17 protein-coding genes are annotated in these 16,853 nt (G+C 50.5%); 9 read left to right on the top strand and 8 right to left on the bottom strand.

Annotation, left to right across the window (positions count from 1 at the left end):
• Positions 1 to 30: 30 nt before the first annotated feature.
• A complete protein-coding gene (locus tag P4D80_RS17725; RefSeq protein ID WP_421655332.1) occupies positions 31 to 1,371 on the bottom strand; it encodes a TIGR03279 family radical SAM protein in 1,341 nt (446 codons plus the stop codon).
• Positions 1,368 to 3,986 (bottom strand): DUF3656 domain-containing U32 family peptidase, encoded by a 2,619-nt coding sequence (locus tag P4D80_RS17720; protein ID WP_421659560.1) that lies wholly within the window; start codon positions 3,984 to 3,986, stop codon positions 1,368 to 1,370. The genes P4D80_RS17725 and P4D80_RS17720 overlap by 4 nt, the downstream gene beginning before the upstream one ends.
• A gap of 381 nt (positions 3,987 to 4,367) precedes the next feature.
• Here P4D80_RS17720 and ctpC point away from each other — a divergent pair, with 381 nt between their 5' ends.
• Complete coding sequence (gene ctpC / locus P4D80_RS17715; protein WP_421655331.1) at positions 4,368 to 5,681, top strand: carboxyl-terminal processing protease CtpC; 1,314 nt, start codon at positions 4,368 to 4,370, stop codon at positions 5,679 to 5,681.
• A gap of 27 nt (positions 5,682 to 5,708) precedes the next feature.
• Here ctpC and P4D80_RS17710 read toward each other — a convergent pair whose 3' ends face one another.
• Complete coding sequence (locus P4D80_RS17710; protein WP_421655330.1) at positions 5,709 to 5,903, bottom strand: hypothetical protein; 195 nt, start codon at positions 5,901 to 5,903, stop codon at positions 5,709 to 5,711.
• A gap of 370 nt (positions 5,904 to 6,273) precedes the next feature.
• Between P4D80_RS17710 and P4D80_RS17705 the strand changes: the two genes are divergently transcribed.
• The 8 genes from P4D80_RS17705 (at position 6,274) to P4D80_RS17670 (ending at position 13,030) form a co-directional block, all read left to right on the top strand.
• Positions 6,274 to 7,647, top strand: coding sequence for a type IV pilus twitching motility protein PilT (locus tag P4D80_RS17705; RefSeq protein WP_421655329.1), 1,374 nt, complete (start codon positions 6,274 to 6,276; stop codon positions 7,645 to 7,647).
• Between the two features lie 20 nt (positions 7,648 to 7,667).
• A complete protein-coding gene (locus P4D80_RS17700; protein ID WP_421655328.1) occupies positions 7,668 to 8,507 on the top strand; it encodes a circadian clock KaiB family protein in 840 nt (279 codons plus the stop codon).
• A gap of 188 nt (positions 8,508 to 8,695) precedes the next feature.
• A complete protein-coding gene (locus P4D80_RS17695; protein ID WP_421655327.1) occupies positions 8,696 to 9,595 on the top strand; it encodes a DMT family transporter in 900 nt (299 codons plus the stop codon).
• Between the two features lie 88 nt (positions 9,596 to 9,683).
• A complete protein-coding gene (locus P4D80_RS17690) occupies positions 9,684 to 10,529 on the top strand; it encodes a YaaW family protein (protein WP_421655326.1) in 846 nt (281 codons plus the stop codon).
• 2 nt (positions 10,530 to 10,531) lie between these two features.
• On the top strand, positions 10,532 to 11,947 hold the full coding sequence (locus P4D80_RS17685) for an O-antigen ligase family protein (protein ID WP_421655325.1): 1,416 nt from the start codon (positions 10,532 to 10,534) through the stop codon (positions 11,945 to 11,947).
• 127 nt (positions 11,948 to 12,074) lie between these two features.
• Positions 12,075 to 12,710, top strand: a complete 636-nt coding sequence (locus tag P4D80_RS17680; RefSeq protein ID WP_421655324.1) for a J domain-containing protein — start codon at positions 12,075 to 12,077, stop codon at positions 12,708 to 12,710.
• A 22-nt stretch (positions 12,711 to 12,732) separates the two neighbouring features.
• The gene (locus P4D80_RS17675) at positions 12,733 to 12,942 is read left to right on the top strand and encodes a DUF3143 domain-containing protein (protein ID WP_421655323.1); all 210 of its coding nucleotides are present in this window, start codon (positions 12,733 to 12,735) and stop codon (positions 12,940 to 12,942) included.
• Entirely contained in the window at positions 12,914 to 13,030 is a 117-nt protein-coding gene (locus P4D80_RS17670; RefSeq protein WP_421659559.1) for a DUF3143 domain-containing protein, read from the top strand. Before P4D80_RS17675 ends, P4D80_RS17670 begins: the two co-directional genes overlap by 29 nt.
• Positions 13,031 to 13,201: 171 nt before the next feature.
• Here the strand turns inward: P4D80_RS17670 and P4D80_RS17665 are convergent, their stop codons facing one another.
• From P4D80_RS17665 to P4D80_RS17645, 5 genes are all read right to left on the bottom strand, one after another.
• Complete coding sequence (locus P4D80_RS17665; protein ID WP_421655322.1) at positions 13,202 to 13,318, bottom strand: undecaprenyl diphosphate synthase family protein; 117 nt, start codon at positions 13,316 to 13,318, stop codon at positions 13,202 to 13,204.
• Positions 13,269 to 13,952 carry a polyprenyl diphosphate synthase gene (gene uppS, locus P4D80_RS17660; RefSeq protein ID WP_421655321.1) on the bottom strand — a complete coding sequence of 228 codons (684 nt, stop codon included), beginning with the start codon at positions 13,950 to 13,952 and terminating at the stop codon, positions 13,269 to 13,271. Before uppS ends, P4D80_RS17665 begins: the two co-directional genes overlap by 50 nt.
• Before the next feature lie 339 nt (positions 13,953 to 14,291).
• Complete coding sequence (cdaA, locus tag P4D80_RS17655; protein WP_421655320.1) at positions 14,292 to 15,224, bottom strand: diadenylate cyclase CdaA; 933 nt, start codon at positions 15,222 to 15,224, stop codon at positions 14,292 to 14,294.
• A 106-nt stretch (positions 15,225 to 15,330) separates the two neighbouring features.
• On the bottom strand, positions 15,331 to 16,053 hold the full coding sequence (locus P4D80_RS17650; protein WP_421655319.1) for a diaminopimelate decarboxylase family protein: 723 nt from the start codon (positions 16,051 to 16,053) through the stop codon (positions 15,331 to 15,333).
• 179 nt (positions 16,054 to 16,232) lie between these two features.
• Complete coding sequence (locus tag P4D80_RS17645) at positions 16,233 to 16,844, bottom strand: diaminopimelate decarboxylase family protein (protein ID WP_421655318.1); 612 nt, start codon at positions 16,842 to 16,844, stop codon at positions 16,233 to 16,235.
• Positions 16,845 to 16,853: the final 9 nt, after the last annotated feature.

Here is a 16,853-nt window from a genome sequence, read left to right as displayed (position 1 = left end):
TGGGGTGATGAGTGAGGTTTCTTTACACCCTCACTCCCCCCCTCTCCCCTTACACCTCTCAACCAACTCCTCCACGCCGCTGACAGGCAGGATTCGAGTATTCAATTGTTGAGCCAGGTCGGCAACGGTCATGTCATCCAGGAAGCGAGTATCTCCCTGCTTAAGCATGAGGGAGGGAAGCAGGACACCGTCCCCCAGATCCTGGTCCTTCAGGGCATTGAGAATGTCCTGTCCGGTGAGCAACCCCGTCACGGTCATGGTCTGTCCCCAGTATTTGCTGGCGATCGCCACCATCCTTACCTCCAGCCCCTGCACCTGATTCAACCGCTGCACAATCGGCTGAAAAGCAAGTTCCACCGCATTTCCCACAACCCAGGTAAAGTGACGCGGCGACTTCAGGCGCTTCGGTAACTTGCGGGCAGCCTTTTGAAACTCCTTCAGAAATAGCCGAATTGAACCAACGCCATTGCCAATCTGGGGATAGTCCTCGTAATCGGATTCTGGCGGTAACTCCTGTTTGGCGATCAAAAACCATTCATCCGCCAACCAAACCACATTAGAACCATACTGTTGCCGAAATTTGGCTTGCAGCTCTTGTACCTGAGCAATCACTTCCTGGGCTTTTTCAGGTGTGACTGGAATGAGTTCATCCCCATCTGGACGAAAGCGCGTTAACCCGACGGGCACCACCGCCACTGAAGCAACCGCCGGAATGTCCCCTGCGTGAAACTGAGACAGATCCAGCAAGGTTTGCGTTAGATGGTTGCCATCATTGATTCCAGGGCAGAGGACAACCTGCGCATGGATTTGTAACCGCCGTTCTTGAAACCAGCGCAACTGTTCCAGGATTTTTCCAGCGCGAGGATTTTTTAATAGGCGAATTCGCACCTCTGCCTCTGTGGCATGTACAGACACGTAGAGTGGGGATAGCCGCATTTGTTCAATCCGTTCCCACTCTTTGGGGCTGAGATTGGTCAACGTCAGATAACTGCCGTAGAGAAAACTGAGTCGGTAGTCGTCATCCTTTAAATACAGAGTTTCTCGCTTTCCAGGTGGTTGCTGGTCGATAAAGCAAAACGGACAGCGATTATTGCACTGAATCAACCCATCAAACAGGGCCGTGTCAAACTCCAACCCCAGGTCTTCGTCGTAATCTTTTTCAATTTCAATCTGGTGCGTTCTGCCGCTCCTATCCAAAACTTCCAGTTCCAGCACTTCATCGGCACAGAGAAACTGGTAGTCGATTAAATCGCGGGGGCGTTGACCATTAATGGCAACTAGGCGATCGCCCACTTCAAATCCAACCTCAGCCGCAATGGAATCAGGCAATACCGTAGTAATTAGCGCTGGACGGATCGAAGCTTCACTCATAGGGTTGCCCCCCGTGTTACCCCAAGCTGGCTCTGTAGCTTCAATTCCCGCCAGAGCTGAGCACCGCTCATTTTCCCTTGCAGTAATTGACGATAGCGTTGAATGGTCTGTATCACTTGTTCAGGAGTTTCATTGACAAATTCAAGCCGAAAGTGACGCAAACCCAGAGCTAAAAGACGCTGAGCATACTCGGCTCCAGTTTGGGCCGTTCCGTTAAATAGGGTATTGCGACAGCCAGCATCCGCTTGCAAAATGTGTTCAGTCCCGACGCGATCGCGCAACTTCACCGTATGTTTCTCGCAAGGTCGTCCACAGTTTGTATAGTCAGTTCCCGTAGACAGAAAGGCGCAGAATACACAATGCTCCATATGAAACATAGGCATGTGCTGGTGAATCGTTACTTCAAACCACTGCGGTGGACTCTCCCTGAGTAGATCTTCAAGCTGGCTGATGTTCAAATCGTAAGATGCCGTCAATCGCTCTAATCCAAAGGAGTGTTTGAAGTAGGAGGCAGTTAGGGGATTGGCAATATTCAGGGAAAAATCCCCAATACAGCGCTCCCCCGCAAAAAATTGCAAATGATCATAGTTGCGCACCAGATAGCCATCGGCGTTGGACGATCGCACCTGTTGCAAAATCCACTGTTCTCCAGGTTTGGTAATTCGTGGTGGGGCTACCCATAGGGAGGGAATGGGGAGGAGTGGGGAATGGGCAGAAGCGTTTTTGTGTTCCTGAGTCCTGACGAGTTTTACCGCTTCCCGGTACGCCCGCGGGTCTTCAAATTCACAGTAAAGCGTCTCAATTTCTGCTTTCAATGCCGCCTGCAACTGATTCAAATTTCGCACCAGCACAATCAGGTGGGGCAGGTGGGAGCATTGATCGTTGCGCTGCTCGATCAATGCTCCCTGGTTTGGCAACAAATCCCTGAACGAAACATTCGACCGCAGTTGCCAGCGTTGAGGCTTGGCTCTTAATTCCTCCAGTTGGGTCACCACTTCCCGCCGCAAACGGTTCAGTTCGCTCACAGGCAACATTACTGCCCCCTGCAGATGGTTCGCCAGACCTTCCAGGCGAAACGGAGTATTTCCCAACCGGCTGAATTGTTCTTGCAGGCGATCGCGCGTCAGGGGTCGGGTATGGGCCTCCACCAATGGCATGGCAGACTCTACCTGAACGATGTGCCCCTGCTCATCATGGGCGATTGCCACCAGCGGTTGCCCCACCTCGCCATAAATCTCAAGCCGAATTGGGCGTTGAAACTGAGGCCCATCCCCCGCAAACGTCTGGCGTAACTGCCGATCCAGTTCCGGGTCACTCGTCTTCCAAACCCTATCGCCTTCCCGCACCCGTTGCAGATTCAAATCCCGCCGTCCAAAGGTTAACCATGCTTCCTGCCCACGCCTCTCAACGGCATAAACCCGTCCCCCTTCTTCCTGTGCTTCGGGATGCCCTCCATCAAACACAACCCCATCCCCCGGTTTCACTGGAGCATCAAGCCAAATCATCACCTGATCCTTCTTAATACGCTTAACTTTGCCTAGGTAAACCCCCCGTTTCTTACCAAAGCGAGCGTGAACCAATTCCTGATTGTTAACCCCATGAAACCAACCTGGATACAGACCGCGAGAAAAGGCCATTTCCAGGTTGTAGCGATCAGGGGAGGGGCGAGGAGTGAGGGGGAAGGAGAATGACTCCGGTTGACCCTGATTCTCCAAGTCACTGGACTGTAGAGTTTCTGCGTCCGTAAGAGAAGCGATCGCCCGATCTAAAGCCTGACGATACACCCGTGTCACATTCGCAACATACTCCGGAGTCTTCAGACGGCCCTCTATCTTCAAGCAACTTACCCCTGCCTGAACCAAATCTGGCAACACATCCAGCCCCATTAAATCCTGAGGGCTGAGCAGGTACTTGCGATCGCCCAACTCCACCAGATGCCCATCCGCAATCAACTCATAGGGCATCCGACATGCCTGGGCACACTCTCCCCGGTTGGCAGACCGTCCACCCAACGCTTCACTCGTCAGACATTGCCCTGAATACGCCACACACAGCGCTCCATGTACAAATACTTCCAGAGGTAGCGAAATGCCTCGCTCTCCAATTTGCTTCTGAATCTTCTCAATTTCCTGAAGCGAACATTCCCGCGCAAGCACCACTAGCTGACAACCCAAGGATTGAGCAAACTCCACACCGGCGGCACTAGTAATGGTCATTTGGGTAGAGGCATGGATCGGAAAGTCCGGAGACAAATGGCGAATTAACCGGCAAACCCCCACATCCTGCACAATAACCGCATCGACCCCAGCAGCAATGATAGTTCGGAGATATTGTTCTACCTCTGCCAATTCACTAGAGAAAATGAGGGTATTGAGCGTTACGTAGCCCTTCACCCCTCTGCGATGCAAGAACCTCATCAAGCAAGGCAAATCAGCTTCCGTGAAATTATGTGCCCGCATCCGCGCATTGAACCGCTCCAGCCCAAAGTAGATGGCATCCGCTCCATTTTCAACTGCTGCTCTGGCACAGTCCCAGTGACCTGCCGGAGATAGTAGCTCTGGTCGCCGCAAATCTGTTACAACCGAACCAGGAGAGAAATTTGAAATTGAACGCATTGGTTTAACAAAACCTGCCTGGTATGGAAGATCCATAGCCATCATATCGCTGCCAACAATGGATGGGAGGTCATACGTGATGGCTGGGTCTTCAGCATGGGATTCAGCAGTTAAGTAGCTAGACACAATTAAATTAAGGATAATTTTCGGGGGGGGTGGAGGGGGTTTCACCCTCTGCCTGGGGCCTATGCCCCCCTTTTGACAATTTAATGATGGCTACTAATGATGGCTACCTGCTTATGTTTATGAAATTCAACAAAAATTTAAGCACGATTTTCCCTTTAGAAAATCATTGTCTTAGGAACTATTCCAGCGTCTTCTGCAAATTGTCTGTGCTAGATTGGGCATAATCTCTTGCAGTTTTTCCTTCGGCTCAAGACTATGACAATCACAAAACGTGGGCTTGTTCTAGGCGCAACCGCCGCTGCCGTTAGCGCTGTGACCATTACTGGAGCTGGGCTTCATCTATCTGCGGGGCAGGCCTTCTTCAGTGAAAGCCCGAAGGAACTTGTGGATGAAGTCTGGCAGATTATCGATCAGCAGTATGTTGATGGCACCTTTAACCAGGTAGATTGGAAGACAGTCCGCAAGGAGTATTTGAACCGTTCCTACACTAGTAAGGAAGAGGCTTACAAGGCCATCCGGGAGATGCTCAAAAAGCTCAACGATCCCTACACTCGCTTCATGGACCCGGATGAGTTCAGAAATATGCAAATTGACACCTCCGGTGAACTAACCGGAGTTGGAATTCAACTGGCCGCAGATGAAAAAACAAAGAAATTGACTGTTATTGCTCCTATAGAAGACTCTCCTGCCTCCAAAGCCGGAATTTTAGCCAAAGACATCATTTCTCATATCGATGACAAGAGTACAGAAGGTATGCCGGTTGATCAGGCGGTGAAACTGATTCGGGGGCAACCAGGAACTCTAGTTAAGCTCACGATCCTGCGAGGAAACAAGCAGCTTGAATTTAATCTCAAGCGGGCACGTATTGAAATTCATCCAGTACGCTACAGCTATCAGAAGACTCCCACCGGCGGCGTTGGTTATATTCGTCTGATTCAGTTCAGCCAGAATGCACCTCAGGAAATGCGGAATGCGATTCAAAAGCTAGAAAACCAGCAGGTGAGCGGCTATATTCTGGATTTGCGCTCTAATCCTGGTGGCCTGCTTTATACCAGTATTGACATTGCTCGCATGTGGCTCAAGGAGGGGGCGATCGTCTCTACAGTTGATCGCAAAGGTGAACAAGAACGGGAACGGGCAAACAATCGCGCCCTGACTGATAAACCCTTGGTAGTTCTGGTGGATGGCGGTTCTGCCAGTGCCAGTGAAATTCTTTCCGGGGCCTTACAGGACAACAAACGGGCAGTGCTAGTAGGCACCAAAACCTTTGGCAAAGGTTTAGTGCAGTCCGTCCGCAGTGTGGATTGTGCCACTCCCAGTTCCAAAAACTGTGCCGGTCTGGCAGTGACGATCGCCAAATACCTGACTCCCAGCGGTCGAGACATTAACAAACATGGTATCGACCCCGATGTAGAAGTCAAACTCACCGATGAACAACGAAAAGATCTGAGCACCAATCGCGACAAAATTGGTACTACCGCCGATCCTCAGTACGCGAAAGCGCTCGACATTCTCACCCAACAAATCAAAGCCCAGCAGACTCCCAGAAGAACTGATAGCAAAAGTTAAGAAAGAGCGATCAACACGCTTTTTGCCCTAAGCCGGCTGGCATTTTCCAGCACGAATTAGCCCCACTCGTCGAGCGATCGCCTCTTCCTGAGAGGCATAAGGTCCCCATTGCTCCAGGTTGGAGGCATCTTCAGTTTTTAACTCCTCAACCTGAGCCCCAGTTACCACTGCACATTGCCCATTCTCTCGCTTCACGATATACCAACCTTCCGTCTGACTCATATTCCTTTACTCCTTCACATTCCCCCTTCACCTTCCATTTTCCATTAGCAGAAAGGCACTGTCCCCACCCCGCATCCATCCATCTACCCCTCCCCTAACTAACAACTAACAACTCCATCTGATAAAAAGAGCACCCTTTTGGGAAGACTGCACTATAAAGAGGCGTTTGCTATCTTAGTAAAGACGTAAGGATCAGGAAATTTACCACTGCCTGATGGGGGATTTACCACCATGCTACTCGTCAAGTCATGATCCAACTATCCTTCGCTTATCCATTGCGCAGAACCATTACAGGCAATTCAACAAACTCTAACGAACTTTACTGGAATTGGCAGGCCTCACCTCTCCTAGACGTGTAGATAAGTAGCATATGACAGAACAACAGCGTCCGCCCAGTTCGCCTCCCCCGCCACCCCGTGTTCCACCTGCACCCCCACCACCTGCTAGAGGCACAGCGAACGGAGCGACAACCGCTATGTCGCCTGCTGCAAGCATTCCCACTATGGTTTCGGTCCAACCTGTTGGTTCAGGCATTCCAACCGTAGTGGCTCCCCCCGCGGCTCCTTCCCAAGCGCCCACCCATACAACCATCACTCCGCCCCCCGCGGCTCCTCCAGCTCATCCAGCGGTCCATCGTCCTACCCCACCCTCCATTCCAGGTGTTCCTCGCGGACCTGGCAATGGTTCTCCAACCCTGGCGGAAATTGTCAAGCATGCCTTTGACAAAGGTTATTCAGATGTCCATGTAGGAGTGGGTGAAGTTCCTCGCTACCGCAACCGGGGCGAAATCGACCCCACCGATTGGCCCGTCACTGATCGGGAAACCTTTTATAGCTGGTTACACGAAATCCTCAGCGATGAAGAAATTCGCAGATTCGAGGAAAATCTAGACTTTGATGGCGCTACCCAGTATGACTTTGCCCGTGTCAGGATCAACATCTTCGACTCGCTGCGTGGTCCGTCAATGGTTTTACGCCTCATCCCCCTCAAGATTCTCACCCTTGAGCAACTCAACCTGCCGCCCGTTTTCAAGGATATTTGTCACTACCACAAGGGATTGATCCTGATTACCGGCCCGACAGGTTCGGGTAAATCTACCACTTTGGCAGCGATGATTGACTACATCAATAACGAAATGCCGAAGCACATCATTACGATCGAAGATCCGATTGAGTTCGTCCATACCAGCAAAAAAGCACTGATCAAACACCGTGAAGTGGGAATGCACACCCGCAAGTTTGACAACGCTTTGAAAGCAGCCTTGCGGGAAGATCCCGACATCATTCTGGTGGGTGAGATGCGGGATAAGGAAACTGTAAATACCGCTCTTAAAGCCGCTCAAACCGGGCACCTTGTGATGGGTACGCTACACACCAATAGTGCGGTGAAAACGATCGAACGAATTTTGCAACTCTATGAACCTGAACAGCAAGCACCGATGCGAGTCTCTCTGGCCGAGTCTCTAGTTGCTGTGGTTGCTCAGGGGCTTTGTCGGACAACGGATGGCAAGCGGGCAGCTTTCCATGACATTATGATCAATACTGATGCCATCAAGGACTACATCCGCCGCGGTGAAATCGAGGAAATTGAACAGATTATTCCCAGATGCACATTTGATGGCATGTGTACGATGAATCAGTCGCTTTATAAGCTTTACGAAGCTGGGCGAATCACTGAAGAAACCGCACTAGAGATGTCGCCCAAACCAAACGAAATGGCTCAAGCACTCAGAGGTCGTGTGTAATCGAGATCAGGGGAAAACCTGTGGACCCTCTTTCAAAAAGCTCTCCGGAATTATTTAAGGGAATTGCCCTCTTTACCCCGGCGGGAGATCTGGTTTACTGCTCTGATCCAAACAAGCAAAACCGTTGGCATCTGCATCTTTGCATGATGCTGCGAGATATTTTAGGGCTATCAGAGCCACCTCATTTTTTGGTACCCTGCTACACCGCTACGGTTGATCGGTGGCTTGCTCCCTATTCCAGTCAAGTTCAAACCTTTGCTGAGGCAGCTCCAGCCATTTTGAGATATCAGCCGCTTCTTAATCAAATATTTGGTACGGGCAATCTGGTGTGGCATCCTACCTCGCCACAGGAGGGGCTGTGTGACCCGGCTGTACTCTCGGTTTATCGCAACCAATTTCCACAGCTTTGGGAAACCCATGACCTGATTGTCCAATGCAGTCAAACTCGGCCCAAACATTTTGGGGAGGTAACAGGGGCAGTGACAGCGACTCCGATACCTACCGATCCAATAATGTCTATACCTTTACACCGAGCCTTGTCCCGAACCACGGAACCTCCACAGGGCTATGTGTTTCGATTGTTTGTATCAGGTTCCAGTACAGGAACAGAACGCATTCTGCAAAACCTCTATCAGTTTCTGGAGAAGTCTCTCAGCCATCCCTATACGCTCAAGGTAATTGATGTAACTCAGCATCCTGAGCTGGCAGAGCAGGATCAAATTTCGGCGACCCCAACTTTGGTCAGAGTTTATCCTCTTCCAGTGCGCCGGGTTGTGGGAAACCTGGAGAGTGTAGACCATTTGCTAGGCATGATGGGAATGCTGGATGAGGGGAGAGGGAGATGGTTAGAAACCCTTTAATGCAAAACTGCGGAAAAGTGCTAGTAGATCAAAACAAAAGTTTTGAAGGGGGTGGAGGGGGTTTCTCCCCCTTCTAAGGGCGAAACCCCCACGCCCTCATGTTGCAAAATCTAGTGTTTGCAACACCAGGATCTCTACAGTGTATCTTTGCCAGGAGATGTGATTGATCGTTAATCAGCAATCTTAAGTTGCGTTCTGCGATCGCAGCCCTGCTCTTGCTTGCCCTCATTTGGGGGTACAACTGGGTACAAATGAAAATTGCCGTGCAGTACGCCCCTCCTTTCACCTTTTCGGCCATGCGGATTGGGTTGGGAGCCGTTAGCCTCTTTCTGGCAATGATCTGGTTGCGAAAGCCCTTGGCTCCTAGAGAAATTAAGGGAACCTTTTGGGCGGGTGTGCTGCAAATTGCAGGAGTTTACGGACTGGCAACCTGGGCACTAGTCAGCGGCGGAGCTGGGAAAACGTCAGTCCTGGTTTATGTCATGCCAATTTGGACTTTGATTTTCGCCTGGATATTTCTGGGGGAGCGAATTCGTGGCATGCAGTGGTTTGCGATCGGGTTGAGTGTGGCCGGGATGTTGCTGATTCTGGATCCCTTCAATTTGGCTGGAACCCCTGCGAGTAAGATACTGGCTGTGCTGGCAGGGGTTAGCTGGGCGGGCGGGGCCGTGGTTGCCAAGCGCGTGAGGCAAACGGTGGATCTGGACCTGTTGTCGTTTACCTCCTGGCAGATGGTTGCGGGGGCAATGGTGATGATTCCGGTAGCCCTGTTAAAGCCTGCTACCCCAGTCGTTTGGTCTGCCCCATTTATTTTCGCACTGATTTACAACACTGATTTACAACATCATTCCGGGAACGGCGATCGCAACCTTACTGTGGCTATTAATCCTCAACCGTTTACCGGCTGGCACTGCTGGGCTTGGGGTTTTGCTCAACCCGGTAGTTGGCGTTATGGCTGCCTGGTGGCAGTTGGGGGAAACACCGGGCATCACCGAGGCCGCTGGAATGGTCTTAATTGCGATGGCACTGATGGCAAACGCTATTCATGCACTCTCCTCAACTCAAAAGATGGGTTAACTCTTTCCTAATTAAATTAATTCCTGCAATTCCCTTCATCTCCCACGTCTATTTAGTAGAATGTGGGAATGAAATCGCAGTAGGTGAGGAGAGTTAGCGGTGGATGAGTTAAGGACTGCGCTTGAGTTAGCAACTGATGATGAGTTGCGGGACCTGACGGAGATTCTTTTCCGCCGAAAGTTTAATCCCCTCGACTATGTCAACACTCCAGATCCAATCGAAGTTCAAAGTCAGGAGCGAGAGGATTGGATTAAAGCAATTGAGCAGCGATTTCGGTTTTTGGCAGCCGATGGGGTTACTGTTTTAAGTCGCAGAACAGGGCAGCTTTCCTATCGTCAGATTTTAATCCAGGTCTGTCGCTATCTGAAGTTGCCCTATCGCAGTTCAATGTCCACCACCGATCTAGAAGCAGAAGTTTTCCTGAATCTACTGGCCCGTGCCTGGAAACAGTTGCCTGCTTCAGAACAGGGGGCATTGAGAGTGCGGTTGCAGCGATCTCTGACCCATTCGCAAATTCTGCCCCAGTTACCTTCTGCCCTGCAACAGGATCCATTAAGCTTGCTTGTGAAGGGTAGCAGCGCCCTGGCCGTTACTTCTGTGTTGCGTCCAATTTTGCTTCAGCATATTGCCCGCCAGTTCGCCATTCAATTTGCCAGTTACCAGGCTGCTCAGCAGGCCATAGCCCTGGGTGGAACAGTGGCAGCTAATCAGTTTCAGCACTATGTTGCCCTTCAGATGGCTCGTCGGGGAATGGCTGTGAGCGCCGCTCGTTATGCAATGGTACGAGGTTTCTTTGCTGTACTGGGTCCGGCTTTGTGGGTCTGGTTTTTTGCCGATCTGGGGTGGCGGGCGATCGCGACTAACTACGGACGTATCATTCCCATCATTTATGCCCTGGCTCAAATTCGCATGACTCGCTCTGAGTGTTTTGAACCTGCTTATTGAACTTGAAACGGCTGATCCGATCCCCGCGCCATCCTGATTCCTCGCTACAACCCTTTTGGGAAGGCACCCAATTAGCTGTGCTGTTATTGCCATTTAGTTCCCTGCTGGGCAGTGTGGCGATTTCTTTGATTTCGCTAATTCTGCTAAAGCTCCGGTTCAAGTCCATTGCTCACCGACCCGTTAATTGGGGGCTTTTGGGTGTTGGATTGCTCATGATATTGAGTGCCATCCTGGCTTACCACCCACCAGATGCATGGTTGGGTTTGGCTAACTTTCTACCCTTTTTCATTGTTTTTGCTGCTCTGAGTGAACTGATTCAAACCCCCAACCAGTTGCGCAGAATCGCCTATATCCTGGTCGCCAGCTCAGTTCCTGTTGTCCTGATTGGCTTTGGGCAGCAGTTTTGGGGCTGGGCCGGACAGGTGCAGGTCTTTGGCAGTATTGTGACCTGGACGATCGCCCCTGGTGGCAGTCCTCCCGGTCGAATGGCGTCAATCTTCTTCTACGCCAACGTTTTGGCCAGTTTTCTAGTCGTTAGCTTGATTTTGAACTTGGGTCTTCTTATCGAAGCCAGCCTCAGTCCCCAATCAGCTTCAGGGAAACAAAAAGATCTGGAAATCAGCCATTTCTCCTCTACCATTCTCCGTTCCCCGTTCCCCATTCCCCATCTCCGCATCGTCCTCGCTCTGGCGCTGGCTGGCAACGCGATCGCCCTCGTTTTCACCAATTCCCGAAATGCCTGGGCCGTTGCAATTCTGGCCTGTCTTGCTTTTGCCCTTTACCTGGGCTGGCGCTGGTTGTTGACAGGAGTTGCCATTGTAGCCGGGAGCATTTTGGGAGCGGCGTTTGCACCTTCGCCTCTGCGAGAGGGATTGAGGGCGATCGTTCCTGCATTCTTTTGGGCCAGGTTAACCGACCAGCTCTATCCAAATCGCCCCTTTGCAGAGTTGCGTACAACCCAGTGGAAATTTGCTTGGTCCCTGGCACAGCAACGTCCCTGGCTGGGATGGGGGCTACGAAATTTCAGCCCACTCTATCAGTCGCAAATGCAGTTTTTCATTGGTCATCCCCACAACCTGCTGCTGATGCTGGCGGCTGAAACTGGGCTTCCAGCCACTCTGTTGCTGTTGGCTCTGGTGGGCGGGGTGGTGTTTCAGGGTGTTTCCCTTCTCTATCACTGGAAGGCCTTCGTTACTATCGAGAATTTCCTACCCCCTACCCCATTACAAGACAGCCGCGATCGCCTGATCCTCTTTACTTATCTGACAGCCTTTCTGGGCTGTACGCTGTTTAGCCTGTTGGACATCACCCTGTTTGACGTTCGTATCAATCTACTGGGTTGGCTTCTGTTAGCCGGGATTTGCGGGTTAGTTTTTGCTCAAGCAGAGAAGAAAAGAAATGGGACACCTGCTACCTGACCCACTCCATCATTCATGCACTCCTGTTGTCTGCTGCCTATGCCTATCGCCTATCTGCTATCCGCCCGGTTACAATATCTGAAGCGGGTTAAATCCGATTAAGGTGTTAAGAAGGGCAGGATTCTGCGTGACTCAAGGTAAATCAACGCCAAACAACGGCGAGCAGAAAAACCTGTATCAAAAAATCGTTTCTTCCAGTTATTACGGGCTGCTGGGAGTTCACCCCAGTGCGTCAGCGCAGGAGATTCGGCAAGCTTATCGAGAACTGAGCAAGCTTTATCATCCAGATACCACTTCCTTGCCTGCTGCGATCGCCACTAGCAAGTTTCAGGAATTGAACGAAGCCTACGCCACCCTCAGCAATCCAGAGCGCCGCTTCAAATATGACCAAAAAATCGGTTACTCCCGGATTCCTGGGGTTCATCCTTTACCAAATTTGCGGCAAGCCTCTGCCCAATCCCGCCCTCAGTATTCCTCCGCCTATCTGGACCCGACTGATCGTCCCCTCTCTCCAGGAGAATTGTTTGCTCTCTTTATCCTGGGAATCACATTTATAGCCTGCTTAGTCCTGGCTATTGCAATTGGGATTACGCGTGGAGAAACAGTACTTCAACCTGTCATGGCTCAAGATCTTCCTGCACAAGTCACAGATGCTAAACCTTTAGATCAAAAAGCCATCGCTCCAGCCGCAGCTAATACAGCTAATAAATATTCACCATCCCACCCAGCCAATTCTATTACTACTCCGGCTTGCTCTGATTGATTTTCTACCTGGTTGTGATCGCATGGCACTTCCTCCTCCCGAAACCCCACTATACAACCACCCCCTGCCCGATATTGAGCGATGGCTGGTAAGTCAGGGATGTGTTCAGGACAAAACAGAGTTGCACTGCTGGCGAATCGAACGTCCCGATTGGAATGCAGAACTGTGTCTGGATATTGATCAGCTAACCGTTCGCTACTTTAATTTCAAGACCAATACCCCCTTCTTCTGAACAACCCAATCAGCCCATCATCCAGCGAGCCTTCAAATACTCCCTCAGCCGGAAAGATATTGAAGATGCTGTTTTTTCAGGACCTTGAGGAGTTGTTGGTTGTTAGTTAGGTGAGGGGGCATAGATGGGTAAATGGGTAGATGGGTTGCTCATTCACTTCTCCATCCATCCACTCTCCCACTCATCCACCCCCTCCTGCCTCCTGCCTCCTGCCTCCTGCCTCCCGACTCCTGCCTCCTGCCTCCTAACTCCTTTCCTTCTACAACTTGCCAAATCGTCTTTCCCGTTGCTGGTAGGCGCAGAGTGCCTGATGAAATTCCTTGCGATCAAAATCGGGCCAGAGAGTATCCGTCACGTAAATTTCGGAATAGGCCATTTGCCACAGCAAAAAAGTTACTGATTCGCATCTCTCCGCTTGTGCGGATCAGTAGATCAGGGTCGCAGCTCCCAGTTGTATATAGATGGCGCTCAAACAGAGCCTCATCAATCTGGTCAGGTTGGAGTAGTCCCTGCTCAACCTTAGTCGCGATCGCCCGGCACGCCTGCACAATTTCCTGCCGTCCCCCATAATTAGTAGCCACCGTAAACTGAATGCCCTGATTATTTTCAGTCGCTGCGACCGATCGCTCAATCTCTTCTCGCAGCGAATTCGGCAGCGCATGGAGATTTCCCACAAACCGGATGCGCACATCCTCCTGAATCATTTCCCGCAGTTCCTGCCGCAGCACCCGCTCAAACAGAGTCATCAAAAATTCCACTTCCTCCAAAGGACGACCCCAGTTTTCGGTTGAAAAAGCATAGGCAGTCAAGGCTTCGATTCCCCAATCCCGACAACAACGCAGCAAATCTTTTAGAACATCAACCCCGCGGCGATGGCCCATAACTCTTGGCATTCCTCGCTGCTTTGCCCAGCGACCATTACCATCCATAATTACAGCAACATGTCTGGGTAGTCGTTCTTGAACAAGATCAGCAGGCAACTCTTGCAAAACAGTTGAATTTGCAGTCATTTTTTTTTCCAAGCAGCAGACGATTGAACCTCAAAGAAAAGAAGGCAGATAAAGTCCCACAAACAGCAACAGAATAACGCAGTCAGGCATACAGAACACCCTGCATACATGCTCTGGCTGGCATGCCAAATGGGTTTTTAGGTGGCAAAACCCGCTTTAGCGAGAAGCCAAATCTTTCCGATCGCTTTCAAAGCCATTAACGCTAGCTTTGTTGGTAGCGTCAATGGTTTTGCTTTCAGACTTGCGAATTCTTTGTCCAGGCTTAATGTTTTTCAAGATCCTCCTACCATCTCACGAATAGCGACCCATTGTCTTGTATCCAATTTTGCTGTCTTGTATTCAATTTTTCCTTTTCCAATGCCCCAGCAGGCGTAAAAATATCGCTCTTCCCCTTTCCCCAATCTGACGACCCAGGTTGCGAAAGTCGGGGGCAACAGGTTCCCGATCAACGGTTTGAGAAAACCGCGCCTCCAACAATTCCTTTAGCTTGCTGCTGGTTAAGGGACGATTTAGAATTCCCCGTTCAGCTAATGAAATTGAGCCCGTTTCTTCTGAGACCACCACACAAACACAATTCTCTACCCGCTCCGTAATTCCCATGGCTGCCCGGTGGCGTGTTCCCAACTGGCGAGAGGCGGTTCGCTCTGATAAGGGCAAAATCACACCGGCTGCTACAACCCGACCATCTCGAATCAAAACGGCACCATCGTGTAATAAAGTTGTGGTTTGGAAAATCGTCTGGAGAAGTTCCTTAGAAACCTCTGCATCCAGTTTTACACCTGGCACGGAAAAATCTCGCTCATCAATTGGGCTACCTGTTTCCAAAATCAGCAAGGCTCCTGTCCGATTTTGCGATAATTCCTTGACCGCGTCTACAATTTCATCCGTTACGCTTCCTGACTTTAGACTGGTTCGCCGGGATGACTGGAACATTTGCAGCACCTGACCCCGCCCCAACTGTTCCAGAAATCGGCGAAACTCAGATTGCAGGATAAATGCCATGGCAACTGCGGAGCCAATGACCAGATTACTGAGCACAAAACTCAACAGGTGCAGTTCCAGCCGACGGCTGAGGGCGGCTGCCAGCATGAGAATGATGAACCCCCGCACCATCCACAGTGTTCTGCGCTCACCAATAATCACTAGCATCATGTAGGTGACAGCTAGTACTAATCCGATGTCAATGAATGAGCGGAGGTTTTGCAAAATTAGACGCAATAGGGATTCTATCCAGCCAGGGTCTGTCAGCCATTGCCTCCATAGATATCCCATTGATCTGGATTAACCCTGAGCCTCTACTAAAGTGGTGAGTTCTGAGTGATGAGTTTGGAGATCTAAACTACAAATAGTTTCAAATTCAAAACCCATCATTCTTAATTCATGACTGCTTCAGTCTTTCTGGCAAACGATCCTGCCGAATCAAGTCTTGGTAGGTTTCTCGTTGCAGAATGATATTTGCTTCTCCCTCTCTAACCAGAACAGCAGACGGACGCGGTATGCGGTTGTAGTTAGAGGACATACTGTAATTGTAAGCTCCCGTTGCCATCACAACGAGAATATCTCCAGGATGAGTGATGGGTAAAGAAGCATCTTTAATCAGAATATCTCCTGATTCACAATGCTTTCCGGCAATAGTTACCGTTTCAGTGATTGGGGCAGACATGCGATTTGCCGCTACTACCCGATAGAGTGATTGATAGGTAATAGGACGGGGATTGTCAGACATTCCGCCATCTACAGTAAGGTAAGTGCGGATTTCGGGAACGATTTTTTGACTACCAACGCTGTAGGCAGTTACGCAGGCGGGACCGATGAGCGATCGCCCCGGTTCACACAACAATTTGGGTAAAGGTACCTGTTGTGCCTCACATGCCACTTTCACAGACTCCACCACAACCCGAACCCACTCCTCAATACTGGGAGGATCATCAGACTCGGTGTAGCGGATACCCAATCCACCGCCAATATTCAGTTCTTTCACCGGGAGCCCATACTGAGCAGCCTTACTTAACCACTGGACCATCACTGCGCCGAGGTCATGATGAGGTTGAAGTTCAAAGATTTGAGAACCAATATGGGCATGAAGACCGATACAGTTCATCCCTGGCTGCTGGCCGAGGAAAGCAAAAAACCTCATCTAACTGGTTGGGGTCAAACCCAAATTTGCTATCTAGGTGTCCTGTGCGGATGTATTCATGAGTGTGGCACTCAATTCCAGGCGTCAGGCGAATCATCACCTTAATTGGGAAAGCAACTCTCACTCCTCCCTCCTGAATGGATTCAGGAGGGAGGAGTGAGGGGTGAGGGGTGAGGGGAGTCTTGAGTCCTAAGTTTTGAGTTTCGAGTTCTCCCCCCAAGTTCTGCCGTCTGAGCCAGATTAACCAGGAGTTTCAACTCATGCCAATTATCAACAACGATATTGCAGCCAGACTCGACAGCAAACCGTAGTTCATCAAAGGACTTGTTATTACCGTGAAAATAGAGCTGAGTGGGGCTGACTCCAGCCTGGAGAGCAGTGTAAATTTCGCCACCAGAGACAACGTCAATTCCTAATCCTTCGCTGGCTGCGATCGCCACCACCGCCAGACAACTCCACGCCTTCGAGGCATACAACACCTGAGCTTCTCCAGGGTAGTAGCGGGCAAATGCCTGCCGATACTGTTGACACGCCGATCGCAATGTTTCCTCATCTAAAATGTAGAGAGGAGAACCAAACTTGCGAACTAGGTCAACTACATCACACCCTCCAATCTCCAGGTGGTCATCTGCGTTGACTCTCGCCGTCAACGGAAGAAGTTGCTGATTTGGAGAAAGAGATGGTTGGGCATGCTTGCAATCGGGTAGATACTGACGCCCCGAATTTTGCACCTCCACAGCGTAAGTTGATAGCATTGCGTCGTC

It is taken from the genome of Leptothermofonsia sp. ETS-13, assembly GCF_049200465.1.
Taxonomy (GTDB): Bacteria; Cyanobacteriota; Cyanobacteriia; order Leptolyngbyales; family Leptolyngbyaceae; genus Leptothermofonsia.
The sequence above is the reverse complement of the archived record's forward strand: the minus strand, read 5'-3'. Positions and strand labels throughout refer to the sequence as shown.

Bases quoted from the DNA above. Each gene is read 5' to 3' on its own strand.
- P4D80_RS17645 (WP_421655318.1), bottom strand. From the start codon at position 16,844: ATGCTATCAACTTACGCTGTGGAGGTGCAAAATTCGGGGCGTCAGTAT.
- cdaA (WP_421655320.1), bottom strand. From the start codon at position 15,224: ATGGGATATCTATGGAGGCAATGGCTGACAGACCCTGGCTGGATAGAA.
- uppS (WP_421655321.1), bottom strand. From the start codon at position 13,952: ATGACTGCAAATTCAACTGTTTTGCAAGAGTTGCCTGCTGATCTTGTT.
- P4D80_RS17725 (WP_421655332.1), bottom strand. From the start codon at position 1,371: ATGAGTGAAGCTTCGATCCGTCCAGCGCTAATTACTACGGTATTGCCT.
- P4D80_RS17705 (WP_421655329.1), top strand. From the start codon at position 6,274: ATGACAGAACAACAGCGTCCGCCCAGTTCGCCTCCCCCGCCACCCCGT.
- P4D80_RS17650 (WP_421655319.1), bottom strand. From the start codon at position 16,053: ATGAACTGTATCGGTCTTCATGCCCATATTGGTTCTCAAATCTTTGAA.
- P4D80_RS17675 (WP_421655323.1), top strand. From the start codon at position 12,733: ATGGCACTTCCTCCTCCCGAAACCCCACTATACAACCACCCCCTGCCC.
- P4D80_RS17720 (WP_421659560.1), bottom strand. From the start codon at position 3,986: ATGCGTTCAATTTCAAATTTCTCTCCTGGTTCGGTTGTAACAGATTTG.
- ctpC (WP_421655331.1), top strand. From the start codon at position 4,368: ATGACAATCACAAAACGTGGGCTTGTTCTAGGCGCAACCGCCGCTGCC.
- P4D80_RS17665 (WP_421655322.1), bottom strand. From the start codon at position 13,318: ATGGCCTATTCCGAAATTTACGTGACGGATACTCTCTGGCCCGATTTT.
- P4D80_RS17710 (WP_421655330.1), bottom strand. From the start codon at position 5,903: ATGAGTCAGACGGAAGGTTGGTATATCGTGAAGCGAGAGAATGGGCAA.